Annotated in this window: 20 protein-coding genes; 15 read left to right on the forward strand and 5 right to left on the reverse strand. The window is 72.9% G+C overall.

Annotated features, from left to right (window positions below; translation table 11 throughout):
- Positions 1-19 precede the first annotated feature (19 nt).
- Positions 20-1,426, forward strand: a complete 1,407-nt coding sequence (locus J4G33_RS01010) for a threonine/serine exporter family protein (RefSeq protein WP_208054032.1) — start codon at positions 20-22, stop codon at positions 1,424-1,426.
- A 3-nt stretch (positions 1,427-1,429) separates the two neighbouring features.
- Here J4G33_RS01010 and J4G33_RS01015 read toward each other — a convergent pair whose 3' ends face one another.
- Complete coding sequence (locus J4G33_RS01015; RefSeq protein WP_208054033.1) at positions 1,430-2,674, reverse strand: sensor domain-containing phosphodiesterase; 1,245 nt, start codon at positions 2,672-2,674, stop codon at positions 1,430-1,432.
- Between the two features lie 229 nt (positions 2,675-2,903).
- Here J4G33_RS01015 and J4G33_RS01020 point away from each other — a divergent pair, with 229 nt between their 5' ends.
- From J4G33_RS01020 to J4G33_RS01030, 3 genes are all read left to right on the forward strand, one after another.
- On the forward strand, positions 2,904-3,533 hold the full coding sequence (locus J4G33_RS01020) for a PilZ domain-containing protein (RefSeq protein WP_208054034.1): 630 nt from the start codon (positions 2,904-2,906) through the stop codon (positions 3,531-3,533).
- 72 nt (positions 3,534-3,605) lie between these two features.
- The gene (locus tag J4G33_RS01025) at positions 3,606-4,247 is read left to right on the forward strand and encodes a thioredoxin-like domain-containing protein (protein WP_208054035.1); all 642 of its coding nucleotides are present in this window, start codon (positions 3,606-3,608) and stop codon (positions 4,245-4,247) included.
- The gene (locus tag J4G33_RS01030; RefSeq protein WP_307793634.1) at positions 4,244-4,915 is read left to right on the forward strand and encodes a DUF305 domain-containing protein; all 672 of its coding nucleotides are present in this window, start codon (positions 4,244-4,246) and stop codon (positions 4,913-4,915) included. The genes J4G33_RS01025 and J4G33_RS01030 overlap by 4 nt, the downstream gene beginning before the upstream one ends.
- 11 nt (positions 4,916-4,926) lie before the next feature.
- On the opposite strand, the gene J4G33_RS01035 is transcribed toward J4G33_RS01030, so the two are convergent.
- Both J4G33_RS01035 and J4G33_RS01040 read right to left on the reverse strand, forming a co-directional pair.
- Complete coding sequence (locus J4G33_RS01035; protein ID WP_208054036.1) at positions 4,927-6,771, reverse strand: DEAD/DEAH box helicase; 1,845 nt, start codon at positions 6,769-6,771, stop codon at positions 4,927-4,929.
- A 248-nt stretch (positions 6,772-7,019) separates the two neighbouring features.
- Entirely contained in the window at positions 7,020-8,567 is a 1,548-nt protein-coding gene (locus tag J4G33_RS01040) for an SDR family NAD(P)-dependent oxidoreductase (RefSeq protein ID WP_208054037.1), read from the reverse strand.
- A gap of 126 nt (positions 8,568-8,693) precedes the next feature.
- Here J4G33_RS01040 and J4G33_RS01045 point away from each other — a divergent pair, with 126 nt between their 5' ends.
- Positions 8,694-9,767 (forward strand): threonine aldolase family protein, encoded by a 1,074-nt coding sequence (locus J4G33_RS01045; RefSeq protein ID WP_208054038.1) that lies wholly within the window; start codon positions 8,694-8,696, stop codon positions 9,765-9,767.
- Between the two features lie 36 nt (positions 9,768-9,803).
- Here J4G33_RS01045 and J4G33_RS01050 read toward each other — a convergent pair whose 3' ends face one another.
- Positions 9,804-10,961, reverse strand: a complete 1,158-nt coding sequence (locus tag J4G33_RS01050; protein ID WP_307793635.1) for an App1 family protein phosphatidate phosphatase — start codon at positions 10,959-10,961, stop codon at positions 9,804-9,806.
- A gap of 93 nt (positions 10,962-11,054) precedes the next feature.
- On the opposite strand from J4G33_RS01050, the gene J4G33_RS01055 reads away from it, so the two are divergent.
- Entirely contained in the window at positions 11,055-12,065 is a 1,011-nt protein-coding gene (locus J4G33_RS01055; protein ID WP_208054040.1) for a TIGR03885 family FMN-dependent LLM class oxidoreductase, read from the forward strand.
- Positions 12,062-13,738 (forward strand): alpha-amylase family protein, encoded by a 1,677-nt coding sequence (locus J4G33_RS01060; RefSeq protein ID WP_208054041.1) that lies wholly within the window; start codon positions 12,062-12,064, stop codon positions 13,736-13,738. Before J4G33_RS01055 ends, J4G33_RS01060 begins: the two co-directional genes overlap by 4 nt.
- 74 nt (positions 13,739-13,812) lie before the next feature.
- Here J4G33_RS01060 and J4G33_RS01065 read toward each other — a convergent pair whose 3' ends face one another.
- Positions 13,813-14,841: an LLM class F420-dependent oxidoreductase gene (locus J4G33_RS01065; RefSeq protein ID WP_208054042.1), complete on the reverse strand. Its 1,029-nt coding sequence runs from the start codon at positions 14,839-14,841 to the stop codon at positions 13,813-13,815.
- Positions 14,842-14,996: 155 nt separating this feature from the next.
- Here J4G33_RS01065 and J4G33_RS01070 point away from each other — a divergent pair, with 155 nt between their 5' ends.
- From J4G33_RS01070 to J4G33_RS01105, 8 genes are all read left to right on the forward strand, one after another.
- Positions 14,997-15,611, forward strand: coding sequence for a CDP-alcohol phosphatidyltransferase family protein (locus tag J4G33_RS01070; RefSeq protein ID WP_307793736.1), 615 nt, complete (start codon positions 14,997-14,999; stop codon positions 15,609-15,611).
- Positions 15,608-16,504, forward strand: coding sequence for a DUF881 domain-containing protein (locus J4G33_RS01075; RefSeq protein WP_208054043.1), 897 nt, complete (start codon positions 15,608-15,610; stop codon positions 16,502-16,504). Before J4G33_RS01070 ends, J4G33_RS01075 begins: the two co-directional genes overlap by 4 nt.
- Positions 16,501-16,833, forward strand: a complete 333-nt coding sequence (locus J4G33_RS01080) for a small basic family protein (protein ID WP_208054044.1) — start codon at positions 16,501-16,503, stop codon at positions 16,831-16,833. Before J4G33_RS01075 ends, J4G33_RS01080 begins: the two co-directional genes overlap by 4 nt.
- Positions 16,834-16,954: 121 nt before the next feature.
- Positions 16,955-17,617, forward strand: coding sequence for a DUF881 domain-containing protein (locus J4G33_RS01085; RefSeq protein WP_208054045.1), 663 nt, complete (start codon positions 16,955-16,957; stop codon positions 17,615-17,617).
- Between the two features lie 82 nt (positions 17,618-17,699).
- The gene (locus J4G33_RS01090; protein ID WP_208054046.1) at positions 17,700-18,188 is read left to right on the forward strand and encodes an FHA domain-containing protein; all 489 of its coding nucleotides are present in this window, start codon (positions 17,700-17,702) and stop codon (positions 18,186-18,188) included.
- Positions 18,189-18,340: 152 nt separating this feature from the next.
- Positions 18,341-19,009 (forward strand): transcriptional regulator FtsR, encoded by a 669-nt coding sequence (gene ftsR / locus J4G33_RS01095; protein ID WP_208054047.1) that lies wholly within the window; start codon positions 18,341-18,343, stop codon positions 19,007-19,009.
- 102 nt (positions 19,010-19,111) lie between these two features.
- Positions 19,112-19,627, forward strand: coding sequence for a bifunctional nuclease family protein (locus J4G33_RS01100; protein WP_208054048.1), 516 nt, complete (start codon positions 19,112-19,114; stop codon positions 19,625-19,627).
- Positions 19,628-19,818: 191 nt separating this feature from the next.
- Positions 19,819-20,406, forward strand: a complete 588-nt coding sequence (locus tag J4G33_RS01105) for a MerR family transcriptional regulator (RefSeq protein WP_208054049.1) — start codon at positions 19,819-19,821, stop codon at positions 20,404-20,406.
- The last annotated feature ends 18 nt before the right edge of the window (positions 20,407-20,424 follow it).

Here is a 20,424-nt window from a genome sequence, read left to right on the forward strand (position 1 = left end):
GCGCAGATAGGCTCGCGCCATGCGTCGACGGTGGGAGGTCCGGCAGCTCGCCCGTCGGGCGATGGGCGGGTCTCAGGGCATCCAGGTGGGGGCCAGGGCCTACGACGCGGGGATCGACGACATCGTGGCTCGCGGAGCCCTCGAGCTGGGACTGCGGATCGGTGAGGCCATGCTGTCCCTCGGGGCCGCGGCGGCCGACGTGACCGCGGCCATCCAGCGGGTGGTGCGCACCTTCGGCCTCGACGGGTGCCAGGTCGAGCTCACGTTCACCGCGATCACCGTGTCCTACGACCGGGGGGTCCTCGTCGCGCCGGTCACGGTGATGCGCCTCGTGCGGGACCGGGTCGTCGACTACGGCAGGCTCGCGGGGGTGATCGCCGTGGCCGACGAGGTGGCCGGGGACGACCTCAGCGGCGAGGACGCCGTCGACCGGCTCGAGTGGGCGCACGGCGAGCTCGACAGCGTCATCGCGGCCCCGCGCTCCTACCGGCGCTGGGTCGTGACCTTGGCCCTCGCCGCCCTGGCCGGAAGCGTCGCGCTGCTGCTCGGCGGTGGGGCGAGCGTGGCCCTCGTGGCGGGTGCGACGACAGCGGCGATCGACCGGGTCACGTGGGCCTTGTCCCGCTGGGGCCTGCCCCCGTTCTACGTGCAGATCGTCGGTGCAGGGCTCGTGACGACCGTCGCGGTCGCGCTGCTGGTGGTGGTCCCGCACCTGCCTGTCGAGCTCGAGGTGCTGCCCCCGGCCCTGGTGGTCGCCTCCGGCATCGTCGTCCTCCTGGCAGGGCTGTCGCTCGTGGGGGCCGCGGAGGACGCGCTGAGCGGCTTCCCGCTGACGGCCGCCGCGCGGTCCTTCGAGGTGGTCGTGCTGACCCTCGGCATCGTCGTGGGCATCGGTGGCGTGCTCGACATCGCACGGCGGGCCGGGGTGCAGCTCGAGGTCATCCAGGTACCCCCGACGACGACGCCCCTGCTCCTCCAGGGGTTCGCGGCGGCGGTCGTCGCGCTGTCCTGGGCGATCGCCTCGTACGCGCGCCCGAGGGCGGTCCTCGTCGCCGGGGCGGCCGGGGCGATCGCGTGGATCGTCAGCACCCTCCTGCTCGGCTCGGGCATCGGGCCCGCAGTGGCCGGCGCGGTCGCGGCCCTGGTCGTCGGCTTCCTCAGCGAGACCTTCGCCCCGCGGTTCGGCGTCCCGGCGATCGTGGCCTCCGTCTGCGGCATCGTGCCGCTGCTCCCGGGGCTCGCCGTCTACCGAGGGATGTTCCAGATCGTCAACGACCCCCAGGCCGGCCTGATCGTGGGGGCCACCGTCCTTCTCGGTGCGGCGATGATCGGTCTGGGGCTCGCCGCAGGTGTCACCCTCGGCGAGTTCCTCGCGTCCCCGCTGCGCCTCGGCACCCGGAACCGTCGTGCGCCGAACGAGCAGTAGGGGTCACGCCGGCGGGATGCGACCGATGATCGCCTGGGCTGCGGCCGTGACGCGGGCCCTGTCGTAGGTGACCTGGAAGTCGAACTCACGGTCGCGGTCAGCGCCACCGTCCCCGCGGTCCCGGGCCACCAGCGCGACGGCGTCGTGGGCGCCGAGCATCACGACGGTCCACTCGTCGGCCAGAGGATCCGAGGCGGCGAGCCCCACCCCCCGCACGCCGGGGACAGGAGTCGGCGGCATGTCGCGACCGAGGGCGCTGACCAGGGGGAGCTCGGCAGCGAGCTGGGCGTAGCGTCGTGCCGTCGCGGGGGTGAAGTGGCGCGCGTCCTGGAAGCACGCGAGGAGCAGCGGGGGGACCCGGGCCTGCCGTGCCGTCTGCTCGACCGTCATGGACAGCGGGAGGAGCAGGTGCTTCGGCGCCCGCCGCAGCGCGCCGGTCGCGCGCAGCTCGAACGGGGTAGCGCGCAGTCGCTGCGCCACGGGGTTGGGCTCGAACCTCGAGGCCTCGTGGTGGGTCTCGTGCAACGCCGCACCCGGTCGGCCCCAGTACCAGCCCTGACCGAGGGTCGCGCCCAGCACCAGCGCGCGGGTCAGGTCCGCGGTCGTCTCGATCCCCTCCGCGACGACCTCGGCCCCGGTGGACTCGGCGTAGGCACGGACGGCGCCCGCGACCGCGATGGTCCGCATGTCCTCGACGCTGCGCAGCAGGCCGAGATCGAGCTTGACGACCTCGGGCTGGAGCACCGGGATGAAGGCCAGCGACTCGGGAACCGCGCCGACGTCGTCGAGGGCGATCGCGCACCCTGCGGCACGCAGCCGCTCGGCCAGGGCGAGCATGCCGGCCGGGTCAGCCGCCAGGGCACGCTCGGTGATCTCGACGACCACCTGCACCCCAGGTCCCCGCCGGGCGAGGGCGTCGAGCACGGTCTCAGGGCTCTGGCTCAGAGTGGAGGGCTCGACGTTGACGAAGAGCGTGGTGGGGGAGTGCCACGCGCTCGCGGCGGCCAGCGAGTGCCGCAGCGACAGGCGCTCGAGCTCGGCCAGCTGCCCGCCGGCGCGGGCGCCGTCCAGCAGGGCGACGGGGGACTCGTAGGCGCTGCCCCGAGGGCCGCGGAGCAGCGCCTCGTGCCCGACCTTGGCCCCCGAGTCGAGGTCGACCAGCGGTTGGTACACGCAGCGCAGCGCCTCCGGGCTGAGGACGTCCGCCGGCAGCGCGGGAGGAGGATCGATCAGGTCGAGGTCAGCCACATCGCTCCCATCGGCCGTCGGGGCCCAGGCATGACCCATTCTCGCGCGCCGACCGTCGGCCGTCCTGCTGGGGCCAGCCCCCTCCGGGCTCGGCCGGACCGGGTGAATCCTCGGCTGGCCGGTCCTGGCACGACGAGGCAGGCTTGCCGGGACGTCTATAGTCGCGGCTGCAGGGCGACGCCGGGCCGCCCCCGGAGCCGAAGGCACCGCAGCCGTAGGAAGGGGAGCCGTGTCGTTCGACCTCGACCCGTGTCGTGTCTTCGCCGAGTCCGGCGAGCTCCTCGCCGAGGGGTTCGTGCGGGAGCAGGAGGACGACGGGCTGCTCGTCGAGGCCGACCACTTCACCGGGTCCTGGCTCGAGGAGGGGGATGCCGCCGTGGTGCAGGTGATGAGCGCCGTACGGGGCGAGGTCACCTACGACGCCGTGGTGACCCTGAGCGTGGCGCGGCGTATCGGCCTCGGAGGGCTGCGGCTGCGGGAGGCCGTGCAGAAGCGCTCGGCGGTCCGGGTGCCCACCTCGCTGCCCCACCGGGTGACCCATCGCTACGAGGGCCGCGAGCGGATCGAGCTCGACGAGCCGCTCGACGTGGTGGTGATCGATGTGAGCGCCCACGGGCTGCGGCTGCAGTGCGGCCAGCAGATCGAGGCCGGCACCGACCTCGAGCTCGAGCTGACTGCGACGGGGACTCCGATGACCGTCATCGTGCACGTGCTGCGCAGCATGGACAACCGTCAGGGGTATGCCCACGGCTGCACCTTCGTCCGGATGAGCGAGAAGGACGAGGACGATCTCTTCACCTTCGTCCTCGCCGAGCAGAGGCGCCAACGGGCGCAGCGGATGGACGCCCTCGAGGGGTAGTTGATCGCTCACGTATCCTGCGAGGCGCGGCAGCCGTGCGGCTGGATGCGGAACCGTCCCAGGAGGAGACCGATGAACGGCCCGAAGCGACCGAGCGCAAAGGATGAGCGGCGTGCCCGGCTCGCCGAGATCCAGGCCGATCAGCGTCGCGCCGAACGACGACGGACCCGGATCATCGTGGGGGTCTCGGCGGGCGTCGCCCTGGCACTGATCATCCCGGCCGCGTTCGTGATCGTCGACGCGCAGCAGCGTCAGAACGAGCTCCAGGCCCGGGCCGAGCAGCCGATCGAGGGTGTTGCCGAGTTCGAGGACCTCACGGCGAACCACGTCACTGGGCCGGTCGACTACGACCAGACGCCGCCCGTGGGCGGGGACCACGACGCGACATGGCAGAACTGCGGCTTCTACGAAGAACCCGTCACCGACGTGCACGCCGTGCACTCCCTCGAGCACGGGGCGGTCTGGATCACCTACTCGGCGGACCTGCCCGAGGACCAGATCGACACCCTGCGCAGCCTCAGCGACCAGCACCCGTACCTGCTGGTGAGCCCCTACGAGGGTCTGGCCACGCCAGTCGTGGCAAGTGCCTGGGGCCTGCAGCTCGAGCTCGACACCGTCGACGACGAGCGCCTCGAGCCCTTCCTGCTGCGGTACCTGCAGGGCCCGCAGACCCTCGAGCCCGGAGCCGCGTGCCAGGGTGGCGTCGGCGCGTGACGGAGTCGGCCGCCCTGGACGAGGCCGTCCCGACGCCGGGGCCGCGGTCGGTCGCGGTGGTCGCGGTGGCCGTGGTCGCCCTCGCCGCGGGCGTCGCGCTGGGACTGCTCGCCGCGGGCGGTCTGCTGCGTCCCGCGGTACCCGCCGAAGGGTCTGCCGACGTGGGCTTCGCCCGGGACATGCAGACCCACCACGACCAGGCCGTGCAGATGGCCGTCCTCGTGCGCGAGGGCTCCGAGGACGAGGTGGTCCGCACCCTCGCCCTCGACATGCTGCTCACCCAGCGCCAGCAGCAGGGTCAGATGTTCGGATGGATATCGACCTGGGGCCTGCCCCAGGCCTCGACGTCGACCATGGCCTGGATGGGGGAGGAGCACCACGCCGCGGGGTCGACGGCGCAGGACATGCCCGGCATGGCCACGCAGGCGCAGCTCGACGCCCTGGGCTCAGCCGAGGGCGTCGAGGCGGAGCGCATCTTCCTGAGCCTGATGATCCCGCACCACCGGGGCGGCGTCGAGATGGCCGAGGTCGCGCTCGAGCGGGCGCAGCAGCCCGAGGTGGTGCGCCTCGCCGAGTCCATCGTCGTGGCGCAGGAGGCCGAGATCGCCGTGCTCGAGCGCATGCTGGACGAGCGGGGCGGTCCTGCCGAGGTGCCCTCGGCCCCCTGAGCGGCTGACCGTCAGGCCTGCTGGCGCGGGCGACGGGCCCGCTCGTCCTCGGGCCGACCACGATCCCGACGAGGTCCGGCACCGGCCGGGCGGTGCTGGGTGCCCGGGTGCGCGGTGGTCCGGGCCGCGGTGCGCTGCCGGGGCCCCTGGTCGACCGCGATGCGCAGCGGGCGACCGGCGACCCGGGCGCCGCCGATGCGGCGGAGGACCTCGGGGGTCATCTCGGCGCTGATGTCGACGAGGCTGAACGTGGCGAAGATGTCGATCTTGCCCAGGTCCTTGCCCGTGAGACCGCCCTCGCCCGTGATCGCGCCGACGATCGCCTCGGGACGTGCGCCGTGGGTGTGGCCGACGGCGATGCGGTACCGGGTGCCGGTCGCTGCCTTGCGCACGGCGGTGCGGGCCCGCTCCTCGCTCGTGAACGAGATGCGTCCGTCGTCTGACTGGGCGGAGCCCCGTCCGGCCTGGAGCGGCGAGGGCTCGATCTCCTCGCGCGACCCCGGGCCCTCGTCACCGACGGCGAGGGCCGCGAGGACGGCCGCCAGGTCGATCGGGTCCATGCCGGTCTCGGCGAGGTGCGCGGTGACCTGCTCGCGGTACATCTCGAGCCGGCCCGCGGTGCGGCGGTCGCTCGACCGGCCGAGGAGCTTGGCGACCCGGTGCGCGGACACCTCGGCGGGGGAGGGGACGGTGATCTCCTCGAGCCGCTGACGCGTCGTGCGCTCGATCGCCCGCAGGCGGCCCTGCTCGTTGGGGGTGACGAAGGTCAGCGCCTCACCGGTGCGCCCTGCGCGGCCGGTACGGCCGATGCGGTGCACGTAGGCCTCGGGCTCGCCCGGCACGTCGAAGTTCACGACGAGCCCGATCCGCTCGACGTCCAGGCCACGGGCGGCCACGTCCGTGGCGACGAGCACGTCCAGGGCTCCGGCGCGGAGCCGCTCGACGATCTTCTCGCGGTCCTTCTGGGCGACGTCTCCCGAGATGGTCGCGGCTGAGATGCCCTTGGCGACCAGCGCGGTGCCCACCTCCTCGGCCGCACCCCGTGTCCGGGTGAAGACGATGGCCGCGTCAGCGTCCGAGGTCGACAGCACTCGGGTGAGGGCGCCGATCTTGTGCCGGAAGGGGACGACGGCGTAGCGCTGCCGCACGTTCGTCACGGTCGAGGACTGGCGTGAGGTGGCGATCTGCACGGGGTCGTTCAGGTGCTGAGCGGCGACGCGGACGATCGGCGGCGGCATCGTGGCCGAGAAGAGCGCGACCTGGCGGCCCTCGCGCGGCGCGGCACCGAAGATCTTCTCGACGTCCTCGGCGAAGCCCATGCGCAGCATCTCGTCGGCCTCGTCCAGCACGAGGAATCGGATCGCGTCGAGGCGGAGGGTGCGGCGCTCGAGGTGGTCGATCACCCGGCCGGGGGTGCCGACCACGACCTGGGCGCCGCGGGCCAGGGCGCGCTGCTGGGGCAGGAAGGGCGAGCCGCCGTACACCGGGACCACGGTCAGGCCGGGCAGGTGCTTGGCGAAGGTCTCGAGGGCCTCGGCGACCTGCATGGCCAGCTCCCGGGTCGGCGTCAGCACGAGGGCCTGGACCTGGCCGAGCGTCGGGTCCACGGCGGCGAGGAGCGGCAGCCCGAAGGCCGCGGTCTTGCCGGTCCCTGTCTGGGCGACGCCGGTGATGTCCCGACCGGCCAGGAGGGCGGGGACGGCCGCGGCCTGGATCGGGGTGGGGCGGGTGAAGCCGAGGTCGAGCACCGCGCGCAGCACGGGCTCGGGGAGCCCGAGGTCGACGAGGTCGAGCTCGCGCTCGGCCTCGGGGGCGTGGGTCGCGGTCGCGGGCGTGCTGGGCGCAGCAGAGGGCATGAGGTGTCCAGTCGATCGTCGGAGGGAGCGGCCGGGCCACGAGGGCCCACGGGTCGCCGTCCCGAACCTTCGAGATCGGCCGGTGCCAGGCACCGGCTGCACACAGCCGTCGACGTCGAGACGCGGACGATTACACACAGGGGAAGCGACAAACTCCACAGGGAACGACCCAGTCTAGGGGGCCTCGAGCCTCGTGGTCCGGCGCGGGACGGTGAGGAGGGCCACAACGTCAGGCCTTGTGCCGCGTACTACCAGCCCGACGGCTTGTAGTCCTTCAGGAAGACGCCGTAGAGGTCCTCCCCGGCCTCGCCTCGCACGATCGGGTCGTACACACGGGCGGCACCGTCCACGAGGTCCAGGGGGGCGTGGAAGCCCTCCTCGGCGAGCCGCACCTTGGTGGGGTGCGGACGTTCGTCGGTGATCCACCCGGTGTCGACGCTCGTCATGAGGATGCCGTCCTCGGCGAGCTCGGCGGCGCTCGTCCGGGTCAGCATGTTGACCGCTGCCTTGGCCATGTTGGTGTGCGGGTGCCCCGGGCCCTTGTAGCCCCGGGAGAACACCCCTTCCATGGCCGAGACGTTGACCACGTAGGTCCGCCGCGCGGGCGAGGCCGCCATCGCGCGCCGGAGCCGGCTGACGAGGATGAAGGGGGCCGTCGCGTTGCAGAGCTGGACCTCGAGCATCTCGAGGGCGTCCACCTGGTCGACGGTCGCGACCCAGCTGTTGGTCCGGGCCGTGTCCGGCACCAGGCCCCCGGCGTCGATGGCGTCCCCCTGGGCCAGCCTGGTGAGCGAGGAGGACCCCGCCTGGAGCGCCTCCGCGGTGAGTCGCTCCGCTCGGCCGACGAGCTGGCCCGACTCGTCGTGGCCGACGGCTCCGCTCCCGACCGAGCCCACGAGGGCCGCAGGGTGGGCGTCGCTGGCGTGCTCGAAGGTGATCAGGTGCGGCAGGGGGCCCTCAGGGAGGTCGGCCTCCTCGGCCGCGACAAGAGGAGCGTAGGAGCCTGCGGAGCGCCGGACGGTCTGGGCCGCGTTGTTGATCAGCACGTCCAACGGGCCCGCCGAGGCGACCTCGTCCGCCAGGGCCACCACCTGCGCCGGGTCGCGCAGGTCCAGACCGACGACCGTGAGCCTCTCGATCCACTCGTCGGCGTCGGGCATCGCACGGAATCTCCGCACCGCGTCCCGCGGGAAGCGGGTGGTGATCGTCGTGTGCGCCCCGTCTCGCAGCAGGCGCAGGGCGATGTACATCCCGATCTTGGCGCGCCCTCCGGTCAGCAGCGCCCTGCGGCCCGTGAGGTCGGTCCGGGCCTCACGCTTCTCGTGGTGCATCGCGGCGCAGTCCGGGCACAGCTGGTGGTAGAAGGCGTCCACCTGGCTGTAGGGCTCCTTGCAGACGTAGCACGGGCGTGCGCGCTGCAGGCTGCCGGCGCTCGCCCCCCGCGCGGTCGAGACGAGGGGCAGCCCTGCCGTCTCGTCGTCGATCCGGCGGGGGGATCCCGTCGCGGTGGCCGCGACGACGGCCTCGTCAGCCGCCTGGATCGCCGCCCGGCGGTCCAGGCGGCGCTGCTTCTTGACGGCCTTGAAGAGCCGGGCGGTGGCGCGCCGCAGCTGCAGGGCGTCGGGGTGGTCGGGGTCGAGGGCCTCGGCGTGGCGCAGGACCTCCAGGGCTCGGGCGAGCTCGGCGGGGTCGATCCCGGAGGCGCCGGAGCCGGCCGGGGCGACCCCAGCAGGCTCGATCTCGTCGGGAGGCAGCACGGCGGGGGCGGGCTGCGGGCCGCGGTCGTCTGATCTCATGTCGGGAGAACTGTACGCACGCCGCCGCCGTCGGGCGGCCGTGCTGGTCAGGGCGGGTCGAGCAGGGCACGGTGAGCAGGGTGGGCTGAGCAGGGCGGGCCGGGCCGACCGCCGGCTGGTGAGAGGATGACCCGCGTGACCGAGAGCGCCGTCCCCCTCCTGCACGACCCGGACCGCCGCGGCTTCGCCTCGGACAACTACGCCGGTGCGCACCCCGAGGTGCTCGCAGCCATGAGCACCGCGAACGGCGGCCACGAGTCCGCCTACGGCGCCGACCGGTACACCGCGAGGCTGCACGAGGTCATGGCCCGCCACCTCGGTCGTGAGGTCCAGGTCTTCCCTGTGTTCAACGGCACGGGCGCCAACGTCCTCGCCCTGCAGTCGATGCTGCCGCGATGGGGGGCGGTGGTCTGCAGCGAGACCGCCCACATCAACACCGACGAGAACGCCGCCCCCGAGCGGGTCGGTGGCATCAAGCTCCTGACCGTCCCGACCCCAGACGGCCGGCTGACCCCCGAGCTCGTCGACCGTCAGGCACGCGGCCGCGGGGACGAGCACCGTGCCCAGCCGCTGGTCGTCTCCCTCACCCAGAGCACCGAGCTCGGCACCTGCTACAGCCCTGAGGAGATCCGCGCGCTGTGCGAGCACGCCCACGGGCTGGGCATGCGGGTGCACATGGATGGCGCTCGGCTGGCCAACGCTGCCGCGAGCCTCGACCTGCCGCTCCGTGCTCTGACGAGCGACGTCGGTGTGGACCTGCTCTCCTTCGGGGGCACCAAGAACGGACTGCTCGGCGCAGAGGCTGTGGTGGTCATCGACCCTGCTGCCTCGGTCGGGCTCACGTACCTGCGCAAGATGAACATGCAGCTCGGCTCGAAGATGCGCTTCGTCTCGGCCCAGCTCCTCGCCCTGCTCGAGGGCGACCTGTGGCTGCGCTCAGCCCGGCACGCCAACGCGATGGCGCGTCGCCTGCGGGACGCGGTCGCGGGGGTCGAGGGCGTGGAGGTGGTCCGGCCCGTCGAGGCCAACGCCGTCTTCGCCGTCCTGCCGGCCGGGGTCGCCGACCGGCTGCGCGAGCGATTCCGCTTCTACGACTGGGACCCCTTCACGGGGGAGGTGCGGTGGATGTGCTCGTTCGACACCACCACCCAGGACGTCGACGCCTTCGCCGCAGCCATCATCGCCGAGGTGGCCCGCTGAGCAGACCCGTCGGCGGGTGTCCCGGTGCGGGGTGCTTCACCCGCGGTCGGTGCGCTGCTGCACCGTGAGCAGGTCGGCGTCGATGAGGCGCAGCGCGAGGGCGTTGCCGTCTCCGCCCTGGACGACCATCGCGCCGCCCGGGGTCGATCGCGGCTCGGTGTGGTCTGTGGGCACGGGTGTTCCGTGGGCGAGCACCTGCTCGGCAGGGGTGAGCTGACGGAGCGCGATGACGTCCACCCTGCCCGGGTGCTCCTCGGCGATCTGCCGGTACACCACCGGGTCGCGCTGCCCGTCGTCCCCGACCAGGACCCAGCGCACCTGCGGGAGCTCGTCCATCAGACGGCGCAGGGCCTGGAGCTTGTGCTCCGAGCCTGACCGGAACCAGCCCGAGTTGGTGGGGCCCCAGTCCGTGAGGAGGAGCGGGCCCGAGGGGTACCCCGAACGCTCGAGGAAGCGGCGCAGGGCGGGAGCGACGTTCCACGCGCCCGTCGAGAGGTAGAAGGTCGGCGCTCCGGGGTTGGCAGCGTGCCAGCGGCTGTACAGCTGAGCCATCCCCGGCACCACCCGGCGCGCGCTCTCGTGCAGGACGAGGCTGTTCCAGGCCGCGAGGAGAGGACGGGGGAGCGCGGTGACCATGACGGTGTCGTCGATGTCGCTGAGCAGCGCCGTGCGCTGGTCAGCAGCGATGACCAGGACGGGCGCCTCGACCTCTGCGCCGCCCGCCGAGAGCGTGACGTGGTGCCAGCCCGGGTCCAGGTCGGCCTCGAGGACGGAGTCCACGTACCCGCCGCGGTCGCTCGTCACGGTGTGGCGCCGCCCTCCGACCGTCACGGTGACCCGCGCCGAGGGGATCTGGGCGGTCACGAAGCTGCGCCAGCCCCGGACCGCGTGGCTGGCGGCGACCTCGCCGGTCTCCGCAGCCTCGTCGGCCTCGGTGGTCGGCGGGGCGAGGAGGGCGCGCCCCATGACCCGCACCCAGCCCGCCGACCCGTACCCGGTGTAGGGCTCGACCCGGGGCACCCACCCTCGGTCGCGCAGCCGACGGGCGACGAAGCCCGTGACGCGGTCCTCGAGGCGCGCCGCCCGGTGCGGGCGACTCGTGCGCTGCGCATCGTGCTCCGCGGCCGGGTCGAGCCGGGGGGCGCGGTCCGCTCGGACGACAGGAGTCTCGGGCTGCTCAGGCTGAGAGGTCACACGACCAGCCTCGCACCCGTGGTGTCGGTCCGCGCGTCGGCCAGGAGGCGGTTGGACGCGCGCCGTGACCGGCTCGGCGGTAGGAAAGGGGTCGTGACGACCTACGGATTCCATGCCTCCCACGAGCAGGTCCATCCCGCTGAGCTCCTCACCGCGGTGCAGCTGGCCGAGCAGGCCGGCTTCGAGGCGGCGATGTGCTCGGACCACTTCGCCCCGTGGAGCGAACGCCAGGGGCACTCGGGCTTCGCCTGGTCCTGGCTCGGCGCCGCCCTGGCCACGACCTCCCTGCGCTTCGGCGTCGTCAACGCCCCGGGGCAGCGGTACCACCCGGCGATCGTCGCGCAGGCCATGGCCACCCTCGGGGCGATGTTCCCCGGCAGGTTCTGGGCGGCTCTCGGGTCCGGGGAGAACATGAACGAGCACATCACGGGGGACCCGTGGCCGAGCAAGGCCGTGCGTGACCTCCGCCTCGAGGAGTCGGTCGACGTCATCCGCCGGCTCCTCGCCGGGGAGGAGGTCTCCCACGAGGGGACCTTCACCGTCGACCGGGCTCGTCTGTGGACGCGGCCGGAGGCCCCGCCCGCGATCGTCGGGCCCGCCGTCACGGTGGCGACCGCCCGACGCGTGGCCACCTGGGCCGACGGCCTGATCACCATCAACCAGCCCCTCGACGTGCTGCGCGAGATCGTCCCTGCCTACCGCGAGGCCGGCGGGCGTGGCCCGGTGGCCCTGCAGGTCCACCTGTCGTGGGACCCCGACCCCGCCGTCGCGGAACAGCTCGCCTTCGAGCAGTGGCGGACCAACCTCTTCCCGCCGCCGGTCTGCTGGGACCTCGAGAGCCCCGAGCACTTCGACATCGCGAGCGCTCACGTACGCCCGGAGGACGTGCACTCGGCGGTCGTCGTGTCGAGCTCCTTCGTCGAGCTCGTCGACCGGATCGGGGAGCTCGCCTCGATCGGGTTCGACGAGGTGTACCTGCACCACGTGGGCCGTGAGCAGCGTCCGTTCGTCGAGGCCTTCGGCGAGCACGTCCTGCCCCAGCTCACCGCGACCCGGCGGACCGAGGACGGTGGAGTGGCAGCACCCGTGGAGGCGCTCCGGTGAAGACCACCGACACGGGTGACCTCTGGTGGAAGAACGCCGTCATCTACTGCCTCGACGTCGAGACCTACCAGGACTCCGACGGCGACGGCACGGGGGACTTCGCCGGACTGGCCGAACGCATCGACCACCTGGCCGACCTCGGGGTGACCTGCCTGTGGCTGATGCCGTTCTACCCGACCGCCGACCGTGACGACGGCTACGACGTCACCGACCACTACGGGGTCGACCCGCGGCTCGGCACCCACGGGGACCTCGTCGAGCTGATCCGCACGGCCAAGGACCGCGGCATCCGGGTGATCGCCGACCTGGTGGTCAACCACACCTCCGACAAGCACCCCTGGTTCACGGCGGCCCGCAGGAGCAAGGACAGCCCGTTCCGCGACTACTACGTCTGGCGCTCGGACCCGCCGCCGGACACCTCCGGCGAGGTGATCTTCCCCGACCAGGAGAGCAGCATCTGGGAGCTCGACGAGCGGACCGGCGAGTACTACCTGCACCGCTTCTACCGGCACCAGCCCGACCTCAACGTCGCGAACCCGAAGGTCCGTGACGAGATCGTCAAGGCGATCGGGTTCTGGCTCGAGCTGGGCCTGTCCGGGTTCCGGGTCGACGCCGTGCCGTTCTTCATGGAGACCCTGGGCACCGCGGAGTCCGAGGCCGAGCGGTTCGGCGACCCGCACGACCACCTCCGCGCCATCCGCTCGTTCATCTCGCGTCGCGCAGGGAGCGCGGTCCTGCTCGGGGAGGTGAACCTGCCGTACGAGGAGCAGCTGCGCTACTTCGGCGACGGCCAGGGTGACGAGCTCACGATGATGTTCGACTTCATCGGCAATCAGGCCATGTACCTGGCCCTCGCCCGCCGCGACGCCGGCCCGCTCGTCGACGCCCTGCGGGCACGCCCCGAGATCCCGCCCGACGCGCAGTGGGCCACCTTCGTGCGGAACCACGACGAGCTCACCCTCGACAAGCTGTCCGCCGAGGAGCGCGACGAGGTCTTCGCGGCCTTCGGTCCCCAGGAGGAGCACCAGCTCTACGGGCGTGGCCTGCGACGCCGCCTGCCACCGATGCTCGACGGGGACCCCCGCCGCACGAGGATGGTGTACTCGCTGCTCTTCGCCCTGCCCGGGACCCCCACGCTGTTCTACGGCGAGGAGATCGGGATGGGGGAGAACCTCGAGGTACCCGGCAGGCTCGCGGTGCGCACCCCGATGCAGTGGTCGGGTGACCGCCACGCCGGCTTCTCACCGGCTGCCCCGTCCCGCCTGCCGAGCCAGGTGACGACGGGGGGCTTCGGCCCTGAGCACGTCAACGTGGCAGACCAGCGCAGGGACCCGGACTCGCTGCTGACCTTCATCCGGACACTGGTGGCCCGTTACCGCGAGTCACCCGAGCTCGGATGGGCCCCGGTGGAGGTGCTCGACCAGCCCCACGGATGCGTCCTGGCCCTCTGGAGCGAGGTCGACGGCGAGGCCGTCGTCACCCTGCACAACCTCGGGCCGGACGCCGTGGTCGTCCCGGTGGACCTCACGCGTGCCCCGGGGTGCGAGCGCCTGGTGGATCTTCTCAGCGAGGGTCAGGTCGAGGTCGATGGTGACGGGGTCGAGATCGCTCTCGAGGGCTACGGGTACCGGTGGCTGCGGGTCGTCTCGGACGGCAGCCGACGACTGCCCTGACGGCACGGTCCGGCCGCGGGCGCTCTCGCCCCACCGCGACGAGCCACGACCCCGAGCTCAGCCGAGCCCCGAGATCAGCCGAGGAGGTCGGCGACGGCGCGCAAGGCGCTGGCGTCCCCCTGCACCAGCACCGAGGTCACGACGCTCTCCTCCCACTGCGCGAGCCGGTCCCGCACCGCCTCGACCGGACCGACGAGGGCGATGTCCTGGACCAGGGCGGTCGGCACCGCCGCCGCAGCCTCGGCCCGTCGGCCCTCGGCGAACAGCTCGGCCACGCGGGCGCACTCCTCGACGTAGCCCAGTCGCTCGACCATCTCGCGGTGGAAGTTGGCCCGGGTAGCCCCCATCCCGCCCACGTAGAGGGCGACGAAGGGCCGGACCTGGTCCGCGGCGCGCTCGACGTCCTGGTCGATGACGACCGGGACGGTCGCGCTGACCTCGAAGTCCTCGGGGCGGCTCAGGTCGGGCGAGCGGCGCCCGAACCCCTCGGCGAGGGCGGCACGGTAGAAGTCGTCGACCGAGGGCGCGAAGAACAGGGGGAGCCAGCCATCGGCGATCTCGGCGGCCAGCGCGACGTTGCGCGGCCCCTCGGCGGCCAGGTGGATGGGCAGGTCCCGACGCAGCGGGTGCACGGTCGATCGCAGCGGTCGGCCCAGGCCCGTGCCCCCGGGATGGGGCAGCGCGTAGAACTCGCCCTCCGCGGTCACAGGGTGGTCCCTGCGGAGCACCTGCCGCACGACGTCGACGTACTCCCGGGTGCGTGCCAGCGGACGGGGGTAGGGCGAGCCGTACCAGCCCTCGACGACCTGGGGACCCGAGGCACCGAGCCCGAGCACGAAGCGTCCCCCGGAGAGGTGGTCGAGGGTCATGGCGGCCATCGCCGCCGCCGTCGGGGTGCGCGCCGAGATCTGCGCGATCGCGGTCCCCAGACGGATCCGTTCGGTGCTGGCGCCCCACCAGGCCAGCGGGGTGAGGCAGTCCGAGCCGTAGGCCTCGGCGGTCCAGATCGAGTCGAAGCCGAGCCGGTCCGCGGTCCGGACGGCGTCCAGGGCGCCGTCGGGCGGACCTGCCGCCCAGTACCCGAGGTGGTAGCCGAAGCGCATGGATCCTCCGTGATCGGTGCGGGCGGGACGTCACGACCGTCGGGACGTCGACGGTCAGCATCTCACCTGGTGACCATCCGGGCGGGTGCTTCGGTCCCGGCTGGGCGGCAGCGGCCCTAGGATCATGGTCGGACGAGTGCAGGAGCGGGGGAGTGGTGACGGAGCAGGGGACACCCGAGCACGCTGGGGGTGAGACCACGAGCCTGAGGGCCGAGGTCCTGACGATCCCCAACGTGATCAGCGGCCTGCGCCTGCTGCTGGTCCCGATCTTCGCCGCGCTGCTGCTCGCCGACCAGGACCTGTGGGCCCTCGGGGTGCTCGCGGTGGCCGGGGCCTCGGACTGGCTCGACGGCGTGCTCGCGCGCCGACTGGGCCAGTGGTCTCGCCTGGGCGAGCTGCTCGACCCTGCGGCCGACCGTCTGTTCATCCTGGTGACCCTCGTCGTGCTGACCCTGCGTGACGTCGTCCCGTTGTGGCTCCTCGTGGCGATCGTCGGGCGCGACGTCCTCCTGAGCCTGGTGCTGTCCATCCTCACCTCGCGTCATCTTGGTCCCCTACCGGTCCACTTCGCCGGCAAGGCGGGCACCTTCGCGCTGCTGTATGCCTTCCCGCTCCTGCTCCTCGCCCAGTGGGAGGGTGGTGTGGGCACCGTGGCCGGGGTCGTGGGCTGGGCCTTCGCCTGGTGGGGGGTCGGGTTGTACTGGCTCGCAGCCGGCATCTACCTCCGCCAGGCGATCCAGGAGCTGAGACGGCACAGGCAGGTCTCGTGACGTCTTCCCAGCGGCACCAGCACGCGCGTCCAGCCGTCGACGCCTCGATGAGCCTGCTCAACGAGGTGATGTACCGACCGGTGGACCCCTCCTACGAGGAGGCGGCCCGACGGCCGCGCGAGGAACCGGGCGGCGCCGCGGCGCGCGGTCTGCGCACCGGCTGGTACCTCGGGCTCGCGGTGGTCCTGGGCCTGGCGACGACGACCGCGATCGTGACGCTCCGGGTCCCGCAGCCCGCGGCGACCGAGGGGCGGAGCCTGCTCCAGGAGCAGATCGCCGAGCGGTCCGCTCACGTGGAGGAGCTCCGCGCGGAGAACGCCGCCCTCGGCGACGAGGTCGCGGCGCTGCAGGACGCAGCCCTCGCCGGCGCGGACCCCGCACTGATCGAGCAGCTCGAGCGACTCGAGCTCGCCTCAGGCGCAGCCGCGGTCCAGGGCCCCGGGCTGGCCGTGGAGCTCGACGACCCCGACGCCGACCCGCAGGACGCGCGGACCCGGGTGCAAGACGTGGACCTGCAGATCGTGACGAACGCCCTCTGGGCGGCAGGGGCCGAGGCGATCGCCATCAACGGTCAGCGCCTGACCGGCCTGAGCGCGATCCGCGGGGCCAGCGAGGCGATCCTGGTGGACCTGCAACCCCTGGTCGCGCCCTACCGCGTCGAGGCGATCGGTGACCCGCGCGGGCTGCAGACCGACCTCGCCCGCTCCTCGGCGGCCAACCACCTCACCATGCTGTCCGGCTCGTACGGCATCGACGTGACGATCGAGGCGTCGACGGACCTCGCGCTGCCTGGTGCGAGCGGCACCGAGCTGCGCCACGCCTCGGTCCCCGATTCCGCTGTGACCGACGAGGTGGCATCGTCACCCCCACCTGACGACGGAGGAGAGTCATGATCGCCGTGATCGGCCTGCTCGTGGGCGCCCTGGTCGGGGTGTTCCTCGAGCCCACCGTGCCCTCGGCGCTGCAGCCCTACCTCCCCATCGCCGTGGTGGCAGCGCTGGACGCTCTCTTCGGTGGCCTGCGCGCCCTCCTCGACGGCATGTTCGACGACCGCGTCTTCCTCGTCTCGTTCCTGTCGAACGTCGTCGTCGCTGCGCTGATCGTCTTCCTCGGGGACCAGCTCGGCGTCGGCACCCAGCTCTCGACCGCCGTGGTCGTCGTCCTCGGCATCCGCATCTTCTCCAACGCCGCAGCGATCCGCCGTCACCTCTTCCGGGCATGACATGACCCCCGATCACCGCAGAGGCCCTGAGGCCGCGCCCCGGCGCCCGCAGCCGGCGCCGGTCTCCCGGTCCTGGCGGACGCTGTGGCGAGCCCTGGCCCCTCGCGCCACCCGAGCGCAGATGCTCTCCGCGCTGCTCTGCGCCCTGCTCGGCTTCGCCCTGGTGGTCCAGGTCCAGCAGAACCGCGACGGTGGTCTCAGCACCCTCCGTCAGGACGAGCTCGTGCGGATCCTCGACGAGACCACGCAGCGCTCCGACGAGCTCGAGCAGCAGGCGGCCTCGCTGCGCGCCCAACGGGCGGAGCTCGCCTCGGGCAACGACACGGAGCGCGCCGCGCGCGAGGCGGCCGAGGAGCGGGCGATCGTGCAGGGCATCCTCGCCGGGCAGCTCCCGGCCGAGGGGCCCGGGGTCGAGCTGGTCATCCGCGAGACCAACGACCAGATCCCGGCCCTCGTCCTCTACAACCTGCTCGAGGAGCTGCGCAACGCCGGTGCCGAGGCCGTCCAGCTCGGGGAGCTCCGGCTGACCACCTCGAGCTACTTCATCGACACGGTCGACGGCATCGTGGTCGACGGAACCCTGGTCGAGCCGCCGTACCGGTGGCGGGCCATCGGCAACCCGGACACGATCTCGCCCGCCCTGAACATGCCGGGCGGCGCCCTCGCGTCGGTGCGCAACGCCGGGGGGACCACCGACCTGCGGTCGGTCGACCTCGTCCAGGTGGATGCCACGGCGAGCCTGGTGCCCCCCGAGCACGCCTCCCCGGCACCCGATCCGGGGTGAGGACCTGCCGTCCGGGGCGCGCTCCGCATAGGCTGTGCGCCACGAGCGTGTGGGAGCTGCCCAACGACGCGAAGGAGGAACGATGACTGACGAACGAGCGTCCGAGCAGCGTTGGGCCGCGGCCGACACCACGATGACCTTCGGCGAGGGAGTGATCGGTGCGGTCGAGCACGACGCGCCGTCCCCCGTGGGCCTCAGTGCCGAGGAGCAGGCCGCGGTCGACGCCCTGCCCGCCACCTCGGCCCTGCTGATCATGCAGCGCGGGCCGAGCGTGGGCGCTCGATTCCTGCTGGACGCCGAGCGCACCGTCGCGGGCCGAAGCCCCTCTGCCGACATCTTCCTCGATGACGTCACCGTCTCGCGCAAGCACGTCGAGTTCGTCCGGGAGGACGGCGGGTTCGTGGTGCGCGACGTCGGCTCGCTCAACGGGACGTACGTGAACCGGAGCCGGATCGACCAGGCCCTGCTGCGGACCGGCGACGAGGTGCAGGTGGGCAAGTTCCGGATGACCTTCCACCCGAGCCCGGCCCGCGAGGCCACGGCCGAGGGTGCCCCGGGCCTGCCGTCGTGAGCCCGGTCGGCGGCCCGGCCCGGGCCGCGCGACCGGTCCGGAGCGACCCGAGGAACGGTGGGCCGGAACGGGCCGAGCCGAGGGACGACGCCCCGCGCGGGACGGACGTCCCCTCCGAGCCATGGCCCCAGGGGGTCTCTCGCGAGCCGTCCATGCGCATCTCGGACGTGCTGTCCTCCCTGTGCGACGACTTCCCCGCGGTGACACCGTCCAAGCTCCGCTTCCTCGAGGAGCAGGGACTCGTCGAGCCCCGGCGCACCCCGGGGGGCTACCGGCAGTACAGCCCCGCAGACGTCGAGCGCCTGCGGTTCGTGCTGCGCCAGCAGCGCGACCGGTACCTGCCGCTGCGGGTGATCGGTGAGCAGCTGGCCGCCCTCGACGCGGGGGTCGAGGAGGAGCCCGTGCTGCCCCGGCTCGCGGCGGCCGACGGCGAGCGCACGGGGTCGGCGGTGCCGGCCGGGTACTCGGTGGCGAGCCTCACGGCGGAGACAGGTGTCGAGCCCGAGGTGATCGCCCAGCTCCTCGAGGCTGGCCTGCTGCGCGAGTCGCGTCCCGGCCACCTCGACGCCTGGGCCCGGGACGTGATCGTGGCCGCTGCGGCCCTGACCGAGCACGGGGTCGACCTGCGCCACCTCCGGTCCTTCCGTGCGGCTGCTGATCGGCAGGTCTCGGTCGTCGAGCAGATCGTCGCGCCGTTGCGCAGTCAGCGCGCGGTCGCGGCCGAGGCGCATGCCAGCGCCCTCGCCGGAGAGGTCGGCGAGCTGTGCGGGCGTCTGCACACCGCGCTGGTGCGTTCGGGTGTGGCCGGCCTGACGCCGTGAGCACGGCCGGCGGTCGTTGCCGCCCGCGGCCCTCGACCGGCGACGCGCCGCGCCGTCCGCCCTCAGCCTGCCGGGGCTGCAGGCCCGTCGTAGCGTGGGTCCATGGGTGACGAGGAACTCGTGCAGCTCGACGTCCTGGGGGTCCGGCGGCAGGCGCCGAGCGACCAGGTCGTGGTGCTGCTCCTCGACCTGGACGGTCATCGGCTGCTGCCGATCGTGGTCGGCGTCGCCGAGGGCTCGTCGATCGCTGCAGCCCAGTCGGGGATCACGGCGCCGCGACCCATGACCCATGACCTCCTGGTCTCCGTCGTCGAGGCCTCCGGACGGTCGGTGGCCCGGGCCGAGGTCGTGTCCTTGGTCGACGGCGTCTTCCACGCCGCGCTGGTGCTCGACAACGGCGTCCGCGTCGACTCCAGGGCCTCGGACGCGATCGCGGTCGCGGTGCGCACCGGCAGCCCCGTGGTGTGCGCTCCCGCCGTCCTCGAGGAGGCAGGCCTCGAGGTGGAGCACCGGGAGCCGGAGTCCGAGGTGCAGGAGTTCCGAGCCTTCCTGGACACGGTCAACGCCGACGACTTCGGCTCGGAGGAGGACGATCCGGGGTCCCGTCCGCCGTCGTGAGGACCTGGGCGGGCGGGCTCCACCTTGAGGTTCAGGTCAAGATTGAGACACGCCTAGACGACACGCCGGTCGTTCGTCAGCGTGGCGTCGTTGACGGCCCCCATCGGCAGGCCTAGCGTGACTGTTGAGCATCCAGAGGCCCCCGGAACGACGGTGTGGATCCCATCGAGGATGGACCGAGGGGAGTGGCCGTGAGCGGCACCGGAGAGACGATCGAGGAGTCGGTCGGCGTCCCGCAGCGCGCGCAGGGCCTCCTGTTCGGCGACGAGCTGCCTGACCTGGACACGACGACGGGCTACCGCGGCCCGACGGCGTGCGGAGCGGCAGGCATCACCTATCGTCAGCTCGACTACTGGGCACGGACGGGACTCGTCGAGCCGACCATCCGGCCTGCCTCGGGCTCGGGCACCCACCGTCTGTACAGCTTTCGCGACATCCTCGTGCTCAAGGTGGTCAAGCGACTCCTCGACACCGGGGTGTCGTTGCAGCAGATCCGCACCGCGGTCGGCCACCTGCGCGAGAGGGGCGTCGACGACCTCGCGCAGATCACGCTGATGAGTGATGGTGCGAGCGTCTACGAGTGCACCTCGGCCGACGAGGTCATCGACCTGGTCCAGGGCGGGCAAGGTGTCTTCGGCATCGCCGTCGGTCGCGTCTGGCGCGAGGTGGAGGGCACCCTCGCCGCGCTGCCGACCGAGCGGGCCGACGAGGACCAGGACGGTCCCGCCTCCGTCTCCGACGAGCTCGCCCGACGCCGGCGGTCACGCACCGCAGGTTGATCGCCCCGCCCGTGTCCC

The sequence above is a fragment of the Actinotalea soli genome (assembly GCF_017565425.1).
Classification (GTDB): Bacteria; Actinomycetota; Actinomycetes; order Actinomycetales; family Cellulomonadaceae; genus Actinotalea; species Actinotalea soli.